16 protein-coding genes are annotated in these 21,907 nt (G+C 34.7%); 14 read left to right on the top strand and 2 right to left on the bottom strand.

The genetic code is table 11. The features are described 5' to 3' along the window. The first annotated feature begins 121 nt into the window (after positions 1 to 121). From cyoE to ACFOW1_RS08395, 6 genes are all read left to right on the top strand, one after another. Entirely contained in the window at positions 122 to 1,033 is a 912-nt protein-coding gene (gene cyoE / locus ACFOW1_RS08420) for a heme o synthase (protein ID WP_379013559.1), read from the top strand. A 110-nt stretch (positions 1,034 to 1,143) separates the two neighbouring features. Further along, complete coding sequence (locus ACFOW1_RS08415) at positions 1,144 to 1,719, top strand: cytochrome c oxidase subunit 3 (RefSeq protein WP_379013557.1); 576 nt, start codon at positions 1,144 to 1,146, stop codon at positions 1,717 to 1,719. A gap of 77 nt (positions 1,720 to 1,796) precedes the next feature. Continuing rightward, positions 1,797 to 2,471 (top strand): cytochrome c oxidase subunit 3, encoded by a 675-nt coding sequence (locus ACFOW1_RS08410; RefSeq protein WP_379013556.1) that lies wholly within the window; start codon positions 1,797 to 1,799, stop codon positions 2,469 to 2,471. A 34-nt stretch (positions 2,472 to 2,505) separates the two neighbouring features. Then, the gene (locus tag ACFOW1_RS08405) at positions 2,506 to 2,922 is read left to right on the top strand and encodes a cytochrome C oxidase subunit IV family protein (protein ID WP_379013554.1); all 417 of its coding nucleotides are present in this window, start codon (positions 2,506 to 2,508) and stop codon (positions 2,920 to 2,922) included. 115 nt (positions 2,923 to 3,037) lie between these two features. Beyond that, on the top strand, positions 3,038 to 3,850 hold the full coding sequence (locus ACFOW1_RS08400) for an SCO family protein (RefSeq protein ID WP_379013553.1): 813 nt from the start codon (positions 3,038 to 3,040) through the stop codon (positions 3,848 to 3,850). A gap of 50 nt (positions 3,851 to 3,900) precedes the next feature. Continuing rightward, entirely contained in the window at positions 3,901 to 4,485 is a 585-nt protein-coding gene (locus ACFOW1_RS08395; protein ID WP_379013551.1) for a DUF420 domain-containing protein, read from the top strand. A 69-nt stretch (positions 4,486 to 4,554) separates the two neighbouring features. Here the strand turns inward: ACFOW1_RS08395 and ACFOW1_RS08390 are convergent, their stop codons facing one another. Continuing rightward, entirely contained in the window at positions 4,555 to 5,310 is a 756-nt protein-coding gene (locus ACFOW1_RS08390) for a geranylgeranylglyceryl/heptaprenylglyceryl phosphate synthase (RefSeq protein ID WP_379013550.1), read from the bottom strand. Between the two features lie 412 nt (positions 5,311 to 5,722). On the opposite strand from ACFOW1_RS08390, the gene ACFOW1_RS08385 reads away from it, so the two are divergent. Both ACFOW1_RS08385 and ACFOW1_RS08380 read left to right on the top strand, forming a co-directional pair. Continuing rightward, complete coding sequence (locus ACFOW1_RS08385) at positions 5,723 to 9,088, top strand: vitamin B12-dependent ribonucleotide reductase (RefSeq protein WP_379013549.1); 3,366 nt, start codon at positions 5,723 to 5,725, stop codon at positions 9,086 to 9,088. A 447-nt stretch (positions 9,089 to 9,535) separates the two neighbouring features. Continuing rightward, positions 9,536 to 10,273, top strand: coding sequence for a helix-turn-helix transcriptional regulator (locus ACFOW1_RS08380; RefSeq protein ID WP_379013547.1), 738 nt, complete (start codon positions 9,536 to 9,538; stop codon positions 10,271 to 10,273). Here the strand turns inward: ACFOW1_RS08380 and ACFOW1_RS08375 are convergent. Further along, a complete protein-coding gene (locus ACFOW1_RS08375) occupies positions 10,270 to 11,310 on the bottom strand; it encodes a hypothetical protein (RefSeq protein ID WP_379013545.1) in 1,041 nt (346 codons plus the stop codon). The genes ACFOW1_RS08380 and ACFOW1_RS08375 overlap by 4 nt on opposite strands. Before the next feature lie 213 nt (positions 11,311 to 11,523). Between ACFOW1_RS08375 and ACFOW1_RS08370 the strand changes: the two genes are divergently transcribed. The 6 genes from ACFOW1_RS08370 to ACFOW1_RS08345 all read left to right on the top strand — a co-directional run bounded on the left by ACFOW1_RS08370 (position 11,524) and on the right by ACFOW1_RS08345 (position 21,845). After that, positions 11,524 to 14,766, top strand: coding sequence for a tetratricopeptide repeat protein (locus ACFOW1_RS08370; protein WP_379013544.1), 3,243 nt, complete (start codon positions 11,524 to 11,526; stop codon positions 14,764 to 14,766). 31 nt (positions 14,767 to 14,797) lie between these two features. Continuing rightward, complete coding sequence (locus ACFOW1_RS08365; protein ID WP_379013543.1) at positions 14,798 to 16,714, top strand: transglutaminase domain-containing protein; 1,917 nt, start codon at positions 14,798 to 14,800, stop codon at positions 16,712 to 16,714. 3 nt (positions 16,715 to 16,717) lie between these two features. Continuing rightward, positions 16,718 to 18,703 carry a DUF3857 domain-containing protein gene (locus tag ACFOW1_RS08360; RefSeq protein WP_379013541.1) on the top strand — a complete coding sequence of 662 codons (1,986 nt, stop codon included), beginning with the start codon at positions 16,718 to 16,720 and terminating at the stop codon, positions 18,701 to 18,703. A gap of 166 nt (positions 18,704 to 18,869) precedes the next feature. Continuing rightward, positions 18,870 to 19,340, top strand: a complete 471-nt coding sequence (locus tag ACFOW1_RS08355) for a YcxB family protein (RefSeq protein WP_379013540.1) — start codon at positions 18,870 to 18,872, stop codon at positions 19,338 to 19,340. A gap of 20 nt (positions 19,341 to 19,360) precedes the next feature. After that, a complete protein-coding gene (locus tag ACFOW1_RS08350; protein ID WP_379013538.1) occupies positions 19,361 to 20,803 on the top strand; it encodes an amidohydrolase in 1,443 nt (480 codons plus the stop codon). Positions 20,804 to 20,924: 121 nt separating this feature from the next. Continuing rightward, positions 20,925 to 21,845: a helix-turn-helix domain-containing protein gene (locus tag ACFOW1_RS08345; RefSeq protein WP_379013536.1), complete on the top strand. Its 921-nt coding sequence runs from the start codon at positions 20,925 to 20,927 to the stop codon at positions 21,843 to 21,845. Positions 21,846 to 21,907 lie beyond the last annotated feature (62 nt).

The raw sequence follows: 21,907 nt of genomic DNA, 5'->3' as shown, positions 1-21,907 counted from the left end.
TGATTACGGTAATGCCCTGAAAATGTCAGGGCATTCTTTTTAACCATCAATTAAGAATTGATAAACCATCATTGGTAATAAAAACTAAACTACTTTTGGTGGTCTTTCAACAGAGTTTATAATGGATAATCCCGAATCGCATACACCATCTACTTCTTTTACTTTAGCATCAAAAGTGAAAGATTATTTTTTGCTGATAAAGTTTACACTCAGCTTTACTGTGGTGTTTTCTTGTGTTATATGCTTTTTGTTAGCACCAAAAAATGGCTATGATTGGGGGATGATTATTGTAATATTTGTTGCAGGTATGTTGGTAACTGGTAGTGCAAATGCTATAAACCAAGCTGTTGAAAAAGATACGGATGCTATGATGAAGAGAACTGGTACAAGACCTGTAGCTAGTGGACGAATGTCACAAAACGAGGCTTACACTTTCGCCTTAATATCAGGTGGCTTAGGTGTTATGATGATGTGGTATTTCTTTAACATATCCTCCGCTTTGCTATCAGCATTTAGTTTGTTTTTGTATGCGTTTATTTATACGCCTTTAAAAAAGATTAATTCAATAGCTGTGTTAATAGGAGCTTTTCCTGGGGCTTTGCCTTGTTTGATAGGATGGGTGGCAGGATTCTATAACCAGCCTGTTGCTTGGACTGGGGGGATAATTTTATTTGGTATTCAGTTTTTATGGCAATTCCCACATTTTTGGGCAATTGCATGGGTAGCGCACCAAGATTATAGTAAAGCTGGTTTCAAATTATTACCGGCCGATAAAGGGCCTACAAAATTTACAGCATTACAAGCGGTCATGTACAGTGTTCTAATGATTCCTGTTGGCATCTTACCAAAAGTATTTGGAATGACGGGAAATATAAGTTTGTGGATTGTGTTGGCATGCAATCTATTTATGGTGGTGCAAAGTGCACGCCTATACAAGGAAATGGATATCAAGGCGGCAAGAAGAGTGATGTTTAGTAGTTATATTTATTTACCAATTGTATTATTAGCTTTATTGGCAGATAAAGTCTTGTAAGCTTGACTACACTTGTTTCAGATGATGAGATGAAATAGAATAGCTGAGGTGCAGGACGCGCAATTAAGTAGCATTAAAAAACAATAAGTATTAACAAAAATAAAGTGAAGATGGCAACGGCGAGTTCAAATGAAATAAAGAGAATACACCCACATAAATTTACTTTGTGGGTAGCGATGGGCAGCATCGTAATGATGTTTGCTGGTTTAACCAGTGCTTATATTGTAAAAAAGAATCAGGCAAATTGGCTAGAGTTTTCTCTGCCTGGCGTTTTTTGGTACAGTACTTTTGTAATTATTGCAAGCAGTATTTCTATTCACTTAGCATTAAAAAGTTTTAAGGCACGTGAGATGAGCCGGTATAGATTATTGATAACCATAACTGCAGCATTAGGCGTATTGTTTATGACCTTGCAAACAATTGGCTTCTTTAGTCTTGAAGCTAGAAATATTCATCTTACTGGACCAAATAGCAATGCGGCTTCTTCTTTTTTATTGGTAATTACCTTATTACACATGTTACACGTATTGGGTGGCGTAATTGCTATATTGGTAACATTTTTAAGAGCTTTTAATACTAAATCTAAAAGCTATAGTAGTGTACCAATAGAAGTTATTAGTACTTACTGGCATTTCGTAGATATTTTATGGATTTATCTTTTCATCTTTTTCAATTGGTTGAGATAATTAAGAAAAAGTTGAAGTTTATTCACGTTTATTCAACAACAGCTAATATTTTTGTAACCGAATCTTAGAACAATCTCATGAGTACAACAACTGCAGTGTTACCCACAAAATTGTGGAATGGTGGAAAAAGCCCTTTTAATGTAGAGTATGGTAAATTGATGATGTGGTATTTTTTGATGAGTGATGCCTTTACTTTTGGCGCTTTCCTTATCTCTTATGGTACTATACGTTTTTCATCAAACGGTTGGCCAAATCCCAATGAAGTATTTCAATCTTTTCCAGGTTTAGGTTCAGGCTTACCATTAATGTTTGTGAGTTTAATGACTTTTATCCTAATTATTAGTTCTGTAACAATGGTTTTGGCAGTTCATGCCGGTCACAATATGGACAAGAAAGGGGTGGTTACCAATCTTATATTAACCATCATCGGCGGTGCTGCATTTTTAAGTTGTCAAGCTTGGGAATGGACGCATTTACATGCGGAAGGTGCTTGGTGGGGTTTAAATCCTTTTTTAAATGCGGACGGTACACAATCTTCCACCAATTTTACAAATTATTTCTTTACAATTACTGGGTTTCATGGTTTTCACGTGTTCAGTGGTGTTATTATTAATATTGTCATGTTAATTATGACATTAACAGACCAATTTGAGAAACGTGGCCATTATTTAATGATTGAAAAAGCTGGTTTGTATTGGCACTTTGTAGATTTAGTGTGGGTATTCGTATTTACTTGTTTCTACTTAATCTAATAAAATATTAATTAACTTATATTATAAAATAGCTATGGCACAGGCAGGACATGCAGAACACAGTAATAATGGCGCAGTAAGAGAGATATGGAAAGTAACGATAATCTTATCTGTTCTAACGATTGTAGAGTTAATTTTGGGTTTTGTGATGATGAAAATAGACGCTGAACATTTAAGATTGGCAATAAAAGGTGCGATTGTTATCTTGATGATGGCAAAAGCATTTTACATCGTTGGTTACTTCATGCACCTCAAACATGAATTGAAGAATTTAATTATGACAATTGTAGTGCCGTTGGCCTTATTTGTTTGGTTTATTACAGCTTTTTTATATGAAGGTAATTCTTACAAAAACTTACGTAATACCTACGATCCTTATAAGAAAGCGCAGACAACCATAAAAGTTGAGAAAAAGGAAGAAGGTCATGATGCTCACAAGGCTGTTGAATAATTTTCTAAACTATTGTTGTATACATTCAAATATTTCGAACCATCGCTTGTGGCGATGGTTTTTTTATGATAGTCATTGCTAATTGTGGTTATTTTAAGAAAATTAAAAAAAGAATATGAATAAAAAAGCATTGTTGGCATTGTGTATAGCAATATTGTTGCCCGTTTGTAGCTATTTAATTTTAAAAAGTACAAGCGAAAGTGCCGTTGATATGCCTCGTAAATACTTACTAGATACGGTGATAGAGCGAGTACAAAATGGCAAGCAATTTTCTGATAGTATCTGGCATAAAACAGCCAATATTACATTAGTAAATCAGCTTGGGGATACAGTAAGTTTATATGATAAGCCAGGCAAAATAATTGTAGCCGATTTCTTTTTTACACATTGTAGAAGCATTTGCCCTAAGCTTACTAGAAATATGGCTAAGCTACAGCATAGTTTTATATTGGGTGGCGATACAAGAAATAAAATTGATACCTCTATTGTACAGTTTATTTCTTTTACAATTGATGCTGAAAGAGATAGTGTCAGTGTATTAAAAGATTATGCAGATAGGTTTAATGTAAACCATGATAATTGGTGGATGCTTACAGGTAATCATGATAGCATAGCTAATTTTGCTTTTGCGGAACTCAAGGTAGATAAGTTTAGTGGCGAACCAGTTGATTCAGATTTTGTGCACACCAATCGTTTTGTGGTACTTGATAAAGACTACGTTGTAAGAGGTTATTACAATGGTTTAGATTCGGTTGCTATGTCTAAACTAGCTAGAGATATCGGACTTTTAATGCTTGAAAAAGATAAAACAAAGAAAAGCGAAGTTTTAACAGCTATTATAGATTTAAAATGGTTGTGGTTAATCATTTTGGTATTGGTTATCGTTTTTGTGCTATTCATGTCTAATCGTAGGAAAATAAATGGGTAGTTAAACTCTTAGAGCAAAAATTTTGTTAGAAACTAAAATATAGTTCAATCATGTTAGAAGCATCACTTAAAAAGAATGATAAGAAAGCATATGTATTAATCGGTATATTTTCAATAATTGTGTTTGCAGTTGTAGTATTGTTAGGGAAGTTTAAACTAGAAATTGATTTAGGGTTTAACGTACATATTTTTGCAACTATTAATGCGATTGTAAATGCTTTAATTGCTGTGCTATTGGTCTTGGCATTGGTTGCAGTAAAAAAAGGTAATTATTTGCTGCATAAAAAGTTTATGATGGCTGCTTTAGTAATGTCTATTGTTTTTTTGGTGTCTTATATTGCTCACCATTTATTGGCAGGCGAAGCTAAATTTGGTGATAGTAACCATGATGGTATCGTAAGCGATGATGAAAAGTTAGCTGTGGGTAATATTAGAGTGGTCTACTATCTTATTTTAGCCACTCATATTTTCCTAGCAGCAGTCATATTGCCTTTCATACTTTTTACGGCATATCGTGCGCTTATCGGAGAATTTTCTCTACATAAAAAGTTAGCACGAATAACCTGGCCTTTATGGTTTTATGTGGCTGTAACTGGACCTATTGTTTATTTAATGATAAGTCCTTATTATCATTAAAAATATTTCTCTAAAATAAAGACGCCAACCATCTTGTTTGGTTGGCGTCTTTATTAAGCTATTGAATTTTTAAACAGTTTCTTTTACACTTTTAATAGCTGCACTCATTTCTTTTATTAGTGATATATCTTTTTCAATAGCATTACCTACTACGATTACGTCTGCCCCAGCTTTACAATTTAAATAGGCTTTTTCTGGCGTGGTAATTCCGCCACCAATGATTAAAGGAACTTCAATATGCTGCGATACAAACTGTATCATTTTTTCTGTGATAGGTCGTTGTGCACCACTACCTGCATCCATGTATATTAGCTTCATGCCAAGCATTTCACCGGCCATTGCTGTACACATAGCTATTTCATTTTTGTCTGCTGGAATTGGGCTTGCGTTTGAAATGTATGACACCGTTGTAGGTGCGCCACCGTCAACCACCATATAGCCTGTAGGTATAATTTCTAAACCACTCTTTTTTACAAAAGGTGCAGAAATAACATGCTGACCAATTAATAATTCTGGATTGCGGCCAGATATTAAAGACAGATAGAGTAAGGCATCGGCATATCGGCTTACTTGCGAAGGCGAGCCAGGAAATAGTATAACAGGAATATCGCAATTGGCTTTTATTTGCTTAATACAATCGTCTAAGTGGTTTGAAATAACCAAACTGCCACCAACAAAAAAATAGTCTACAGAAGCTTCTAATGCAATATTAATCAATTGGTCAATTGTAGATACGTCAACTTTATCGGGGTCAATTAATACCGAAAACGACTTTTTGCCTGTGCGTTTTTTTTCTACAAATTGATGGTATAAAGCTTGCTTCATGCAATTAAAATAAAATGCGTTTGTTGCAAAAATGCAAAAAGATTATCATTGACGTACTAATGGTCGATTATTTGTGTGTTATTTAGTGTAAAAAACCACAAAACGAATCAATTTCTCTCTGCAATATAGACAATGTTAAGCATATACATCGCAAATTTTACCACTTTCTTTGATTATAGTAAATTGTGACTTTATGTAATTCGATATTTTGACTGGCAAGCTTTGCAATTATTTTATCTTGATGGTAAAATACCGTTAAAGCTATCCAAAATCATTTTAAAGCATTATCCACATCTGTTGACATTTGTTCAATTGTATTTCAATTTCATAGAGATATTTTCGTAGAGGTGGTTAACAATTTTTTAACCATCATTTAATCTACTTTCAAATCAGTAAATAAGCATCGCTTGTTATGGCAAAAACTACCAACAAAGGCTTGCAATTTAGCCGTCGTTTCACAAAAGAGGATGTAAGTCCTTATGACATGTTTGCGTACGATTACAGAGACAGCGTCATAAAAAATCCAACTGGGGAAAAGGTGTTTGAAATGAATAATGTAGAGGTGCCAAAACAATGGAGCCAAATAGCTACAGATATTCTTGCACAAAAATATTTCCGAAAGGCAGGTGTGCCACAAGTGGATGGAACTGTTGGTAGAGAAACTTCAGTAAAACAAGTAGCGCATCGTATGGCCAATTGTTGGCGAGTTTGGGGCGAGCGCTATGGTTATTTCGCTTCAGTAAAAGATGCACAAATATTTTATGATGAGTTGGTTTATAGCATTTTAAATCAATCTTGTGTACCAAATAGCCCCCAATGGTTTAATACAGGCTTACATGAAAGCTATGGCATTACAGGTAAGCCGCAAGGCCATTATTTTGTAGATCCAAAGGATGGTGAATTAAAAAAATCTTCAAACGCTTACGAGCGTCCTCAGCCACATGCATGCTTCATTTTAAGTGTTAATGACGATTTGGTAAACGAAGGCGGTATTATGGATTTGTGGGTGCGTGAAGCAAGAATTTTTAAGTATGGCAGTGGTGTTGGTACAAACTTTTCTCAGATACGTGGCGCAAACGAGAAACTAAGTGGTGGCGGTACTTCTAGCGGCTTAATGAGTTTTTTAAAAATTGGTGATAGAGCCGCTGGGGCTATTAAAAGCGGTGGAACTACAAGACGTGCTGCAAAAATGGTTTGTCTAGACTTAGACCATCCTGAAATTATGGAATTTATCAACTGGAAAGTTGGCGAAGAAAAGAAAGTCGCTGCTTTAGTCGCTGCTGGTTACGATAATAGCTATGAAGGCGAGGCCTATATGACAGTGGCAGGGCAAAACTCTAACAACTCAATCCGTATTCCTAATGAGTTTTTTAAAGTGCTTGAAGAAGATGGTGATTGGGAATTAAAAGCTAGAACCGATGGCAGAGTAATGAAAAAAATTCCTGCTCGTGAAGTTTGGAATCAAATTGCATACGCTGCTTGGGCTTGCGCCGATCCTGGTACACAATACGATACTACTATAAATGAATGGCATACTTGCCCTAAAGGTGGTCGCATCAATGCATCTAACCCATGCAGCGAATACATGTTTTTAGACAATACCGCTTGTAACTTGGCATCCATCAATTTGCGTAAATTTTTTGATGAAAGTACCAACAAACTTGATGTTGAGGGCATTGAATATATTAGTCGCTTGTGGACAGTTGTGCTAGAAATATCTGTTTTAATGGCACAATTTCCAAGTAAAGAAGTAGCACAATTAAGTTACGACTATAGAACCCTTGGCTTAGGTTTTGCCAATCTCGGTACCATATTAATGATTAGTGGTATACCCTATGATAGTGAAGAGGCTAGAGGTATTGCTGGTGCTGTTACCGCTGTAATGACCGGTGTTGCATATAAAACATCAGCTGAAATGGCGGCCTTCTTAGGCACATTTGCTAAGTACGAAGAAAATAAAGCAGACATGCTACGTGTGATGCGTAACCACCGCGCTGCGGCTTATGATGCATCTGAAGCATATGAGGGTTTGGAAATAAAACCACAGGGCATTAATGCTAAATACTGCCCAGACTTTTTACTGAAAGCGGCTACTAAAGCGTGGGATGAAGCAGTACAATTAGGCGAAAAATATGGCTATAGAAATGCACAAACTACCGTAATAGCGCCTACAGGTACTATTGGATTGGTAATGGATTGTGATACTACAGGTGTAGAGCCAGATTTTGCTTTAGTGAAATTTAAAAAACTAAGTGGCGGTGGTTACTTTAAAATAATTAATGGCGCAGTGCCAAATGCTTTAAAAACATTAGGCTATAGTCAAAAAGAAATTGATGCTATCGAGAAGTATGCGGTAGGTGCTGCAAGTTTTGATGGTGCGCCTTTTATTAATACACAAACACTTTTGGCTAAAGGCTTTTTGAAAGAAGAAATCAGCAAGCTTAACACTGCTGCAAAATCTGCATTTGAAATTGGTTTTATTTTTAATAGATATGCACTTGGTGATGCTTGTTTGCAACGTTTAGGTTTTACTGAAGCTCAATATGGCGACTTTAGTTTTAATATGCTTGAAGCACTTGGCTTTACCGACGATGAGATTGATGCAGCTAATGATTACATATGCGGCGCTATGACCGTTGAAGGTGCACCATACCTAAAGCCAGAACACTTGCCTGTATTTGATTGTGCCAATAAATGTGGCAAAAAAGGCGAGCGATACATTCATGCGCACGGTCATATTCGTATGATGGGTGCTTGTCAACCATTTTTAAGTGGTGCCATTTCTAAAACCATCAATTTGCCACACGAGGCAACAGTAGAAGAAATTGCTGATTGCTATAAAATGAGTTGGGAATTAGGCCTTAAAGCCAATGCATTGTATCGCGATGGCTCTAAATTATCTCAGCCATTAAGCAATAAGTCTGATAAAAAGAAAAAAACGGAAGATGTAAAGGAGGAAGAACAAAATACAAGTTCCAAATTGCAAGAAACTAATAACCTGCAATCTATAACTAGTACTTCTAATATTGTAGATCTTACAAAATTAACGGTTGATGAATTACTAGAAGAAGTAAATAAACGTATGACAGCTTCAACAGATACCAAGTTGAAACGTCAATTGTCAAGGATAGTTGAGCGCAAATCATTGCCTGCAAAACGCCGTGGTTATACCCAAAAAGCTAAAATTAATGGCCAAGTATTGTTCTTACGTACAGGAGAATATAACGATGGCACTTTGGGCGAAATATTTATCGACCTAGCAAAAGAGGGTTCCACTTTACGAAGCTTAATGAACTGTTTTGCTATCTCCGTTTCTGTGGGTTTACAATACGGGGTACCATTAGAAGAGTTTGTAGAAAAGTTTGTGTTTACCAAATTTGAGCCAGCAGGTATGGTTGATCATCCAAATATTAAAACAACCACATCTTTGGTAGATTTTGTTTTCCGGGCCTTGGCTTTTGATTATTTGGGTAGAACAGATTTAGTGCATGTACTAAACAAGCCTGAGGTAGAAAATCTTGGTGATGACGATGATGTAACATTTATTGGTCAGCCAGAGTTGAGTAGTGTGCGCATAGCACCGTCGCCAGCATTGCAGCCTCAAAAATTTGCCGCTGCAACAAGTACTAAGGCTGATTATGGAATGGATGCAGTAAATGCTGCTGCTAAAAGTATGCAGAGTGATGCGCCAAGTTGCAATACCTGCGGTCATATTACTGTTCGAAGTGGTACTTGTTATAAATGCTTAAACTGTGGTAATAGCATGGGTTGTAGCTAATTTAATTAATTAATCAAATAATAATACTAAAGCCTCGATTAGCGAGGCTTTAGTATTATAAATAATATTAAAAGGGTATACATCCGTATTTTAAATAAAAAACCCAGAATGTGTATTCTGGGCGCATTGTTTAACCCCCTATGGAAAACAAGCCTTGATGATATAAGATGTTGTTTATACGTTAAAATATTTATTTTTTATCGTGTAAACTGAATGTATTTTGTACGCAATTTGGCTACATAAGTAAATGGCTATAATTTTATTAATTGGATTTTAAGACGGTGCTTTCTGTTGATTATTAGTACTTTAGATACCATTAATCTTTAACGACTTGTAAACGATGTAAAAGTAAAGCCACAACTAAAGCCAAACAACTGCGAAAATTCGCAGTTGTTAATGTGAAAAAAATTGATTAAGGCATCTTTTATTAAAACTGATATGAATAGTATGAGCTTACAACCAAATTTTGGCAATTATTCAAAATCATTTATTACAGATGTACCAGCAGACTTAACCACAGAAACGGCTCTGTTTTTAAAACAAACCATACCAAGGTTTCCACTTGAAGCTATTTATATTTATTCGTTTAAGGAAGGAAAAATGATTTATGCTGATGGCTGGGAAGAAGTATTGGGCGTTAAGGATAGTGATATTTCTATGCTAAAAATTGTGGTGATGACAGCCCCAGATTACGCGCCTTTTGTAAACGAATTGAATGATAAAGCCTTAATGTTTATCCATAAGAAAAGACCTGAACTTAATAAATACAGCTTTTTAATAGAACAGAAAAAAGTACATAAAAATGGCACAGAAATTCCCATTGTAGCAAGAGTGGGTGTTCACGAATGTGAGAATGATACGGTGGTTTCTATTATTGGACGTTTTCAGGTAAACTATAATATACGTTTTGGTAAAGTAATGCGCTATGCGGCATTTGGACCTGAAAAAAATGAATTTGAAGAGGAATTAAATAAAACCCTTTTTTATAAAAATGCTATTTCTAATAAAGAAAAAGACGCACTTGCCCTAATCGCAAAGGGCTATTCGCTCAAAGAAGTTGCCGACATGCTAAATATTTCGCAATCTGCTGTAGAAAAGCGTATTATCCCATTGTACAAGCGTTTTGATGTAAAAAGCATGCCGCATTTAGTAAGCTTTGCTTACGAAAATCACATTCTGCCTTAAAGATATATACAAGATATATTGTTAATATCAATGCCGATATCCGTGAGCATATGAATCCAAGTTTCTTTGATATCATCATCGCAATTGCCGCTACCAAGCACCCAGATAATATTATTTTTTTTCATTGTGGACAAGTTGTCTTTTCCAAAAGAATCATTATTTAAAAAACTAAAAAATGAACTTGGATGAATAAGCGCTTTACTAAGAGCAACACCAGGATTCACATCATCAATTATTAATAACGATGCATTACGCCAGGCCCACAAGTCTAAATTTTCAGGCGTATTTATATTAATATTGGCTTCATAAAAAAGGCTAATGAGTTTCATAGCAGTTGTGTAACTACAACTATGATGTTTAATAGAGCGTTCATTGCCTATAGCTACACTTAAGCTTGTTTTACCAGCTTTGTTTGCACCAAAAATGAGTAGGTGTTTCCCCGTTTCAGTAGTATTTGTAAAATCAATAATAATTTTCTTTTGGGCATCACTTATCGTATTATTCCATTGGCTTAGTCTAAATTGAAAAGGATAAACTGCGGCTTGCTGATACATTTTAGTTAAATACCAGTCTCTTGCAGGGTAAATAACAACTGCAATGATAGCGAGCAATGCGTAAAATAGGTTGTTAAAAGCCAAACTTACGCTCATAGTAAAAGCACCAATTGTGAAGAACATAATATCTGTAATGGTATCGTAGCTAATGTTTTTCCAATCGGGCTGAAAGGTGTAGCTGCCACTTTTATTTTTAGTAGCATGCTCAGATTTGTTGAGCAACAATGGGCCTAAAAAATTAAAGCATTCGAAAATAAACCAAGCTGCGGCAATACTTATACCAGCCCAAAATGCAGGATTTGTAACAGAATTGTAATGTAGTAAAATATGATATAGTATAAAAGTACTAACAAATGCTAATGAAAAATGCCCAAATTGATTGGCAAGCCAGCTATAGGTGAGCGTAACGCCACGGTAAGAATCTTTACCTATTAGATCGAATTTAATTTGCCCCCATACTTTTTTCGCTGAAATATTTCTCATAGTAGTTTAGATTTTAGAAGCAATTAACGCAATTGTTCGAGCAATTATCTTTTTTTTAAATAATTCTAAAAATAATGTTCGATGTATGAGTGCTTTTCCTATATTTATTTTCAAGTATATCCAAATGCTCAATCTATGACCTACACTCGTCGTATATGTAACATGCAAAAATTACTTGTTACATTTTGTTTTTTTCTTTTTTGCGCTATAGTAATGGCACAAGAAAATATCGAACTCGTTAATAGTGGTGATATTTTAAAGAAGGGTATAAAGCTTCATGATGACAATAAATACAAAGACGCATTAGCATTATATACACAAGTGCCTAAAAGCGACACTAACTACAATACGGTACTTTATGAAATGGCTTTATCTGCGTATGCCGATAGTAGTTTTGAAGCAGCCAAAAACTACGCCTTAGAAGGCCTAAGATTATTTCCCTTTCAAGACGCTAAATTTTATGCTGTTTTGGCTAATACATTAGATGAACTAGGAAGGCAAGATGAAGCTATTGCTGTGTACGATACCATATTGTCTAAGTATCCTAATCAATATAGCGCTTGGTTTAATAAAGGTGTTGTATATTATAAACAGAAAAAGTATAAAGACGCAACTGCTTGCTTTCAGAATACAATTTTAATTAATTCATATCATGCTTCCGCGCATTATTTTTTAGGTAAAATTGCCATGGAGCAAGGTAATTTGCCGCAAGCAATGCTAAGTTTTACAACTAATTTACTAATTAATCCTAGCAATAAATATGCAAACAATATTGTGGGTTATTTATCGGCCATAAGTGCCATAAACAAAGACATTGCAGGATATATAAAACTTCATAAAGCTTCTAATCAAGACGACTTTGAGGTAGCGCAAGAAATTATTACAAGTAAGCTCGCTTTAGACAAGAAATATAAATTGAATGTAGACTTAGAAGATGGCATTGTAAGACAATTGCAAGTACTAATGGAAAAGTTAGAATATAATGCAAGTGATAAAGGTTTTTGGATGCAATACTATGTGCCATTATATCAAAACATGTATAAAGAGCAACTATTAGAACCAATGGTTTTTTATATGTTTAGCAATTTAAACATAAAATCGGTACAAGATTACAATAAGCGTAATAAAAAAGAACTACAAAAATTATTTGACGTTGCAACGAATTATTTGGATGAAATACGCTGCACACGCACCTTACAGCAAACAGCGAGAGAAGCTGTAAAAGAGCGTTATATTTTTGATGATGGCAATGTTTATGGGAAAGGGCAATATGAACTTGACGCTAAAGGCAAAAAAATATTAAAAGGGTATTGGGAATTTTATAATGATAATGGTAAGGTTTCTGCCAAAGGCAAATACAACGATGATGGTAATAGAGAAGGTGAATGGAACTTTTACTATAATGATGGGGTTTTGAAAGAAAATAGTATGTTCAAAAATGGGAAGGCAGAGGGCCAATCAACTGTATGGCATACTAACGGCTTATTGTATAGCATCAGTAACTATATCGATGACAAAGAAGAAGGCAAAGTAGAAAGTTGGTACTTTAATGGTATCAAACGCAGCGAAGAAAACTTTAAAGCTGGCGTTAAAAATGGTGATTATAAGTACTATAATACAAGTGGTTATCTAACATCGGCTGGTAAATATTTGAATGATAAGTACGATGGAGAAAATTTCAATTATCATTTGAATAGTAAAGTATCTACTTCTATCAACTATACCGATGGTTTCCAAGAGGGTAGTTATAAAGAGTTTTTTGAAGATGGTACATTAAAACTTCAAGGCAACATAGTAAAAGGAAAACGTGATGGCGAATGGAAAGAATTTTATAATGATGGAAAAATAAAAGCTAAGAATAGCTATGTGGCTGGTAGTCTTGAAGGCGAGCAAACTACCTATTATCAAAATGGTAAAGTGGAAAGAATAGAAGTATATAAAAAAGGTAAGCTGGAAGGCCTTGAAGAAGAGTTTGACGATGACGGTAAAAAATACTGTGAGATAGTATTTGAAAAAGGCCGATTGAGAGATATCAAATTTTTTAATAAAAAAGGTGAAACCATTGCTAATACGACAAGTCGGAAGGGCGATGCTAATATTGTGTTTTATGATGCTGATGGTAATAAAACAAACGAAGGTTTTTTTGCCAAAGATGGTGATAGAGAGGGTAAGGCAACCTATTATTATAAAAATGGGAAAATAAGCGCAGAAGCTAATTATAAAAATGGTTTGTTAAATGGCAGTCGTACCACCTACTTTTTAAATGGCAATAAGCAAGAAGAAGGCACCTATAAAGATGATGAAGCAGATGGTTATTTTAAGTTTTATCATAAAAATGGGATACTAAAAAGTGAAGGTTGGTTTGTAAATGGCCAGCGACAAGGCACGCATATTTCATACAACCAGTTAGGCGTAATAGAAAATAAAATCTATTACTTAAACGATAAGCAATATGGTTATAGCCAATATTATTACGCTAATGGCAAAATGGATTATGAGTCTGAATTTAGCTATGATTGGTTTAAGAAAACACAACAGTTTGATACTTTAGGTAGGGTTATTGCGAATGTAGATTTAACAAAAGGTAATGGTATTTTAAAATGGAAAAATATTGACGGTACACCTTTATTAGATGCTAGTTATGAACACAATTTTAAGCATGGCGAATATAAAACTTATAGAACAAACGGCACTATAAGTAAAATAGAAAACTTTAATTATGGCTATCGTCAAGGGGCTTATAAAACCTTTTATGAAAATGGGAAAGTTTACATCGAAGGTGGGTATGCATTTAATGAACCAGTTGGTGTATGGAAATATTATTTTGACAACGGTAACCTTAACTTTTCTGAAACTTATTTAAATGGTGAAGAGACTGGTATAGAAACAAACTACAAGCAAGATGGCAGTTTAGATAAGGTCATTACCTATCAGGGCGGTAACCTTAATGGCAGTTATACTTTTTATGCAGATAATAATGAAATTGCCCTCGTACTCAACTATAAAGAGAACATTATAGAGTCTTACACATACATGGGTAAAGATGGTACCTTATTGCCTAAAATAACTTTAACAAATGGTACTGGTAAAATAAAAGCCTTCTTCAAAAATGGTATACCTAGTGCAGAAATTGATGTAGAAATTGGTTATGTAAATGGCACTCGCAATTTTTACTACACAAGTGGTAAACCATTTGTTATTGGTACAAGAACTTATAATAGCGATAACGGCGTAAAAAAAGTGTACTATTCAAATGGTCAGCTAGAGAAAGAAGAAAATTATCTTTACGATAATTTACATGGCATAAGAAAAACGTATAATGCAAATGGTAGTTTAAAAACTGAAGAAAACTGGTATAATGGCGCCCTAAATGGTACTTATAAAGTATATGACGCAAATGGTACTTTGAAAGAAACCAAACAATATTTCTTTGGAAGTTTATTAACTGTGAAATAATGTGCGTTAAAATTAGATTAGAATGTTTAATATGATAAAATTAATAATGGCAGTATCTCTGCTTGTTGCTGCCAATACTTTGTATGCTCAAAATGTAGAAGCCTTGCTGCAACAATATCCTGGCCAGCTTGCAGTATTTACCAATTGTAGTAAAACGGTAAATATTAAGCTAAACAGTGGTAACCTAAGTGCCGAAAGTGAAGAAGAAAATGAGTTCGTAATTTTAGATGAAAAAGCTCAAGGTTTATATAATAAGTACAAAATATATCATAGCCATTTTAACGAACTTAAATCACTAGAAGCGTTTACCAAAGTACCCGATGGTAATAGGTTTAAAAAAGTAAAAGTGGTAGATTTTAAAACACAAGACTCTCGCTCAAGTGGTGTATTTTACGATGATGTTAAAGAAACAAGTTTTGATTTTCCTCAGGTAAGTAAAGGCGCTATCTGTGTGGTGCAAGAAAAGCAAGTATTACAGGATATTCATCTTCTGCCATCCTTTCACTTTTACAACTATATGCCAGTAGATAAATTTAATTATACAGTTTCAGCACCAGTTGATGTCGAAGTAAAATTTATCATCAATAACAATAATGACAGTACCATTAAAATGACGCAATACCGCAAAGGGAAAACGAATTATTGGGAATTTTCTGCGCAACATGTTACTACTACAGATAGATATAGTAACGCCCCTGCTTCTGCTTACTATCAGCCGCATGTGTTAATGTATATTGCCTCTTATAAGGTGGACGATAAAGATCAAAATGTGTTATCTTCTTTGGATGATTTATACAAATGGAATTACAGTTTTTTAAAAAATGTAAACATTACAAGGTCTGATACTTTGCAGGCTTTGGTAGATAGTGTTATAAAAGGGGCTACATCACAAAAGGAAAAAGCGATGCGCTTGTATGAGTGGGTACAAAGCAATATTAAATATATTGCTTTTGAGCAGGGGTTAGAAGGTTTTACGCCAAGACAAGCTGTTGATGTGTGTACTAAAAAATATGGTGATTGTAAAGATATGAGTAGCTTGATTACCACATTGCTGCGTATAGCAGGTATAGAGGCTTACTATACATGGATTGGCACTAGGGATATTCCTTACAAGCATACAGAAGTGTATTTGCCATGTGTAGACAATCACATGATTAGTACTGCAAAAATTGATGGTCAGTGGTACTTCTTAGATGGTACAGATCCTAATTGTATTTTTGGATTTCCAAGCGGATTCACACAAGGCAAACAGGCATTAGTGGCTATTAACGAGACCGAATATAAAGTTCTTGAAGTGCCTGTTATTGATGCGTCTAAAAATACTATAATCGATAGCACTTTTATCACTTTTACCGATAAAGGTATCAAAGGAAATATGTCAGTGCATTATAATGGCTATTTTGGTGTAGATGCTATGAATACATTATTGTACAAACAAGGTGATGATGAAAGAGAGTATGTAAAATATAGAATGGGTAAAGCAAGTAATAAGTTTATCATGGGAAACTATAGTATTTCAAAACCAAATCCTCGTGACAAAGCGGTGAATATAAAAGCAGACTTTGAAGTGCCTGATTATGGTAAAAAAATAGCCGATGAAATGTATATCAACTTAAATCTTGAAAAGCTTTTTGTAAACTCCATTATCGATACAGCGAAGCGAAAAGTGGGTATCGAAAATGACTATAAAAATACCATTAGGCAATTTACTATTTTAACGCTACCTCCAGGTTATACGGTAAGCTACCAACCAAAAAATTTTTCGCAGTCAAACGATATTTTTGATATCAAAATTCAATATACAAATTCAAATAATACGATTACTGCCATGCAAGAAATTGTATATAAAGTGGATATGGTGCAGCCACAACAATTTAATCAATGGAATAGCATTATTCAAAAATTATTAACCCAATACAAAGAACAAGTTGTTCTGAAGAAACAATAAACTATGCAGCTAATTTCTTTTTTGCCAAAGCCATTATTTACATTAACAATAGCGTTGTTCGCTATCAGAGTTTCTGCACAAAATAGTCCTTATAATGTTGAGTTACCTTGGCAAGCAAAGCCAGTAATACATACTTACAATAGCGAAGCGCTTAAGCAAGCAGATGCTGTTTATTTAAATGATACACGTATTATCGAATATAAGTTTGTAGAGAAAGATGTGTTTGAGTTTCAAAGGAACTACAAGTTAGTAAAAGTTGTTAATGATAAAGGTATTGAAATGTTTAATAAAATTTATGTACCTATTTATAAAAATACCGTTTTAGAAGATGTAAAGGCTCGAACTATTTTACCGAACGGTAATGTGCAAGTCTTGCCCGAGGATAAAATAAAAGAAGTTGAGGAGGAAGGTGTGCGCTACAAACTATTTGCGCTTGAAGGTGTAGAAAAAGGTGCAGAAATTGAGTATGCATATACAGTAAAAAAATCACCCGATTTTTTTGGTACAGAAATTTTTCAATCTACAGCTGTACCATGTGAAAAAGCTAATTTTCTTTTAGCGTATCCTTCTACCGTGGTATTTGATGCGAAAGGCTTCAATGGTTTTACGGTTACAAAAGATACCTTAATTGATAAAACAAGATATATAACTGGTACGTCTAGTTTAATCAAGGAGATATCAGACACAAAGTATGCAAATCCTAGGCCTTATATGCAACGGGTAGACTATAAATTAAGCTATAACGCTAACCTAGGTAAAGATGTTGAAATTAATACTTGGAAAGAGTTTTCAAAGCGTGCATATAACAATTTTACAACACTGGACGATAAAGAAAATAAAGCCCTTGATAAGTTTATTGGCACACTTAACCTAGCTGTTTATGGTACAGACGAAGCTAAAATAATGTACATCGAAAACTTTATCAAACAAGGCTTTAACATCGATGACGAATTAGCTAGAGGTAATAGCATGGACATAAAAACCATCCTTGAGTCTCACAATGCGAGTAATGATGGTATCACCCGTTTGATGACTAATTTATTTCAAAAAATAGGTATCAAGTTTCAAATAGTCTTTCCATCTGTAAGGGATGAATTACCCTTAGATGAAGAACTTGCCAACTGGAATCGCATAGAAAAAACATTACTTTATTTTCCACAAACGGGTAAGTATATTAGTCCAGCTTCTAAAATATGTCGTTATCCATTTGTACCACCTTTCGAGGCAGCAACAAGAGGTTTGTTTTTGAAGGAAATTACTATTGGTAACCTTAAAACTGCAGTTGGCACTTTTGGTGATATTGAAATGGAACCATTTGATAAGCATGCTGTGAATATGGAAGAGGAAGTAAGGTTTAATTCGTCGCTGGATACATTATTTATTAAAAATAAGCAGATTCTATTAGGTTATGGTGCTTATGGGTATAGACCAATTTATAATTTTTTGCCAAAGGATAAGCAAGATGAAGTAAACAAAGAGATTATAAAGAATGCTGGAAAGAGCACTGATATTACAAATATAAAAGTAGAAAATAGTGACTTTGCAAGTTTTAATTCAAATAAGCCGTTAACCATTTATGGCGATATAACAACAACAGATTTACTGGAAAATGCAGGTAACAAAGTGCTATTAAAAGTAGGCGAGATGTTGGGTAATCAAGTGCAGATGTACCAAGAAAAACCTAGGGTAATTCCTGCTGATTTAGAGTTTCCGCATGTGCTAGATAGAACCATAAAAATTACTATACCTGAAGGCTATAGTGTAAAAAATCTTAACGACTTAAACATGGATATCTCGTTTAAAAAAGATGGTATTGTTACAATGGGTTTTATAAGTAAATACACTTTAAATGGTAATGTGCTTGATGTAATTATTAATGAAACCTACCATGAAGTAAACTATCCGCTTGAACAATTTGAAGATTTTAAAAAAGTAATTAATGCTGCTGCTGACTTTAATAAGGTGGTTTTAGTATTAGAAAAAAAGTAATTCAATTTCTTTTTTGCCCATTATTACAAGGTTCAACGCATTTGTCATTTGCTAAAATTATAGCAGCGTTATCCTAGTATTACAGGGCTTTTTTGTACACTTTATTAGCTTTATACGTATCAGCATTATTTTACCCTTTACATTTACAAGCAATATTCATTACATCATGCAGGTATCATTTTCATACGATAAAAAGAAAACGCTTCAAGCTTTGCGCTACCACTTTATCGCGAGACCCGAAATCAAGTGGATGATGATTGTGGTAAATGTATTTGCTGTGGTAGCTGCTGCGCTTTTTTATTTTCATAAAGTAAGGCCTGAGCCTTTTTTGTTGGGCACCATTATTTGGTTAGTTATGATGCTAAGTGTGTGGTACCTTTTACCATATAGTATTTACAATAAAGCCACCACTTTTAAGGAAAGTTTTACCATTTATTTCTCTGAACATCAAATAAAGCTTATTAGTGATGTAGGTTATGTAGATTGGCCTTGGAGCAAAATCATAATGTTTTTTGAGAGCCCTCATTTCTTCCATTTATATTTTGATGCTAAATCTTTTTTTCTTGTGCCAAAAGATAATATGAGCGATGATTTTAGACATGACTTAAGAGCTTTATTAAAAGAAAAAATTGATTAATAATTAAAACCTTTCCTACTATGCAAAAAATGTACTTTTTTTTCTCTGCTTTATTGATGGTTGGTATAATCAATGCGCAGACAAAAAATACTGAGATTATAAAAGATCAAGCTGTGAATGATATTCAAGCTAAATACGACGATTACAAGAAAGTTGCCCTTCAAATTTGGAATTATGCAGAAGTTGGTTACAAGGAAGTAAAAAGTTCGGCTTTACATCAAAAAACATTAAGCGATAATGGCTTTACAGTAGAATCGGGAGTAGCAGAAATCCCCACAGCTTTTGTGGCCACTTATGGTAGTGGTAAGCCTGTTATTGGCATATTGGCAGAATTTGATGCATTGCCAGGTTTGGCACAAGCCGCTATTCCGGAAAAATCTACTATCGAAGGCCAAAATGCAGGTCACGCTTGCGGTCACCATTTATTTGGTACAGCTAGTGTTGCTGCTGCAATCGAACTAAAAAAATTAATGGTAGAGGGTAAATTGAAAGGCACTATTAAATTGTATGGCTGCCCAGCAGAAGAAGGTGGTAGTGGCAAAGTGTATATGGTTCGTGCAGGCTTGTTTAACAACGTTGATGTGGTTATTCATTGGCATCCAGGTAACGCTAATGAAGTAACTATGACAAGTGCTTTAGCCAATTCATCTGCCAAGTTTCGCTTTCATGGCTTATCTGCCCATGCAGCAGCAGCACCAGAGAGAGGTAGAAGCGCATTAGATGGTGTAGAAAGTATGGATTATATGGTAAACATGATGCGTGAACATATTCCTCAAGAAACACGCATTCATTATGTAATTACCAATGGTGGTAAAGCGCCTAATGTGGTGCCAGACTTTGCTGAAGTATATTACTATGTCCGTCATCCTAAAAGAGACCAAGTAAAAGATATTTTTGAGCGGGTGGTTAATGCTGCCAAAGGTGCTGCTTTGGGTACGGGTACAACGGTTGATTATGAAATTATTGGCGGTACGCACGACCTACTTTTAAACAAAACCCTTGGTGAGGTGATGCAAAAAGATTTAGAAAAAGTAGGTGGCGTGAATTATACGCCAGATGAAATTGCTTTTGCCAAAAAAATACAAGCTTCTTTTACGTTTCCAGCTCCAGATTTAAGTGTAGCAACGGCAATAAAACCTTTAAGCATAAGTCCTGATGCTGGTGGTGGTAGTACAGATGTAGGCGATGTAAGTTATGTAGTACCTACTGTAGGTATGAGTGCTGCTACTTGGGTACCAGGTGTACCTGCCCATAGCTGGCAAGCTGTGGCTTGTGGTGGTACCGATATTGGTATTAAAGGAATGATGGTGGCAGCTAAAACAATGGCGTTAACAGCTATTGATTTATACTCTAGCCCGCTGTTGATAGATAAAGCAACACAAGAATTTAAACAGCAATTGGGCAATTATCAATATAAGGCGCTTTTGGGCGATAGAAAACCAGCTTTAAACTATCGTGATTAACATTTCTTTTGTCATGCAGCCGTCATTTTAGTGTATAAATATGCTATTTATTCTATGTTAAAGGAACACTAGTTGGCAATTTCCATGTAGCTACATATATTTGCATATACAAACATCGCCTATGCCACAAGTACACGATATCTTAAAATTGGCTCATAGAGGTGGTATTGAGCCAAGTATGGATTTGTTGTATCATAAAGAGCAACATATTCCGGGATCTATTAGTTATAATATTAATCGCTATTATGCACAACATCCCTGGGTTGCAGAAGATACAGGAATGATGGTGTATCATTATGACGCTGGTAAGCCAGAAAACAATTATTTAGAACTTCGTTACTGCACTACGGGTAATAAATATTGCTATGAGAAAAGTTGTTCTTTTTGTAAAGACCAACCTACCAATTGTAAAGGGGAACAGATAACCGTGGATGTGTTTACATTTCATTTTTCATCTGCTTTTTTATACCAGTTTACACACAATGTAAAAGTGAGTAATCGTAAAGATGAAGTATTGGCTTTTAAGCATCCTAATGCTTTTACCAAAATGTTTCCTTTATGTAGTAAAAAGCGCAATACGCTCGACGCATTACTTAACCACAGTTATACAGGCGCATTAGAAAATATTTTTATTAATGCTAAAGTACATGAACTGTTATTGTACAGTTTAGACTGTTTGGTAGACGAAAAAGAAGAAGGTTTTAGCTGCAAGTTTTTAGAAGACGAGCGCAGTCGCGAAGGCATTTACAAAGCAAGAGAAATTTTACTGCAACACATTGGCGATCCAATTACGATTAAAGAATTGAGCCGTAAAGTAGCTATGAATGAGTGCTATGTAAAAAAGGGTTTTAAAGAAATATTTGGAACAACTATTTTTGATTTTTATCAACAACAACGCATGGAACATGCAAAATATTTGTTGTACGAAAAAGCCTTAAGCGTTACAGATGTTTCGGCGCTTTTGGGCTATTCATCTATTTCGCATTTTTCTGCGGCCTTTAAAAAGCATACAGGTTTAAAGCCTTGCGATTTATTAAAATAATCATTTTGTAGGTCATCCATCATAAGAAGCTTACTATTTTGCCAATAATTAAAACTTTCTCT

The sequence above is a fragment of the Parasediminibacterium paludis genome, assembly GCF_042651445.1.
Taxonomy (GTDB): Bacteria; Bacteroidota; Bacteroidia; order Chitinophagales; family Chitinophagaceae; genus Parasediminibacterium; species Parasediminibacterium paludis.
This window is presented reverse-complemented; position numbering and strand designations above follow the sequence as displayed.

Coding starts and splice junctions, on each gene's coding strand:
- ACFOW1_RS08410 (WP_379013556.1), top strand. CDS start 1,797: ATGAGTACAACAACTGCAGTGTTACCCACAAAATTGTGGAATGGTGGA.
- ACFOW1_RS08390 (WP_379013550.1), bottom strand. CDS start 5,310: ATGAAGCAAGCTTTATACCATCAATTTGTAGAAAAAAAACGCACAGGC.
- ACFOW1_RS08345 (WP_379013536.1), top strand. CDS start 20,925: ATGCCACAAGTACACGATATCTTAAAATTGGCTCATAGAGGTGGTATT.
- ACFOW1_RS08370 (WP_379013544.1), top strand. CDS start 11,524: ATGGCACAAGAAAATATCGAACTCGTTAATAGTGGTGATATTTTAAAG.
- ACFOW1_RS08375 (WP_379013545.1), bottom strand. CDS start 11,310: ATGAGAAATATTTCAGCGAAAAAAGTATGGGGGCAAATTAAATTCGAT.
- ACFOW1_RS08400 (WP_379013553.1), top strand. CDS start 3,038: ATGAATAAAAAAGCATTGTTGGCATTGTGTATAGCAATATTGTTGCCC.
- ACFOW1_RS08385 (WP_379013549.1), top strand. CDS start 5,723: ATGGCAAAAACTACCAACAAAGGCTTGCAATTTAGCCGTCGTTTCACA.
- ACFOW1_RS08350 (WP_379013538.1), top strand. CDS start 19,361: ATGCAAAAAATGTACTTTTTTTTCTCTGCTTTATTGATGGTTGGTATA.
- ACFOW1_RS08405 (WP_379013554.1), top strand. CDS start 2,506: ATGGCACAGGCAGGACATGCAGAACACAGTAATAATGGCGCAGTAAGA.
- ACFOW1_RS08365 (WP_379013543.1), top strand. CDS start 14,798: ATGATAAAATTAATAATGGCAGTATCTCTGCTTGTTGCTGCCAATACT.
- ACFOW1_RS08415 (WP_379013557.1), top strand. CDS start 1,144: ATGGCAACGGCGAGTTCAAATGAAATAAAGAGAATACACCCACATAAA.
- ACFOW1_RS08380 (WP_379013547.1), top strand. CDS start 9,536: ATGAGCTTACAACCAAATTTTGGCAATTATTCAAAATCATTTATTACA.
- ACFOW1_RS08360 (WP_379013541.1), top strand. CDS start 16,718: ATGCAGCTAATTTCTTTTTTGCCAAAGCCATTATTTACATTAACAATA.
- ACFOW1_RS08395 (WP_379013551.1), top strand. CDS start 3,901: ATGTTAGAAGCATCACTTAAAAAGAATGATAAGAAAGCATATGTATTA.
- ACFOW1_RS08355 (WP_379013540.1), top strand. CDS start 18,870: ATGCAGGTATCATTTTCATACGATAAAAAGAAAACGCTTCAAGCTTTG.
- cyoE (WP_379013559.1), top strand. CDS start 122: ATGGATAATCCCGAATCGCATACACCATCTACTTCTTTTACTTTAGCA.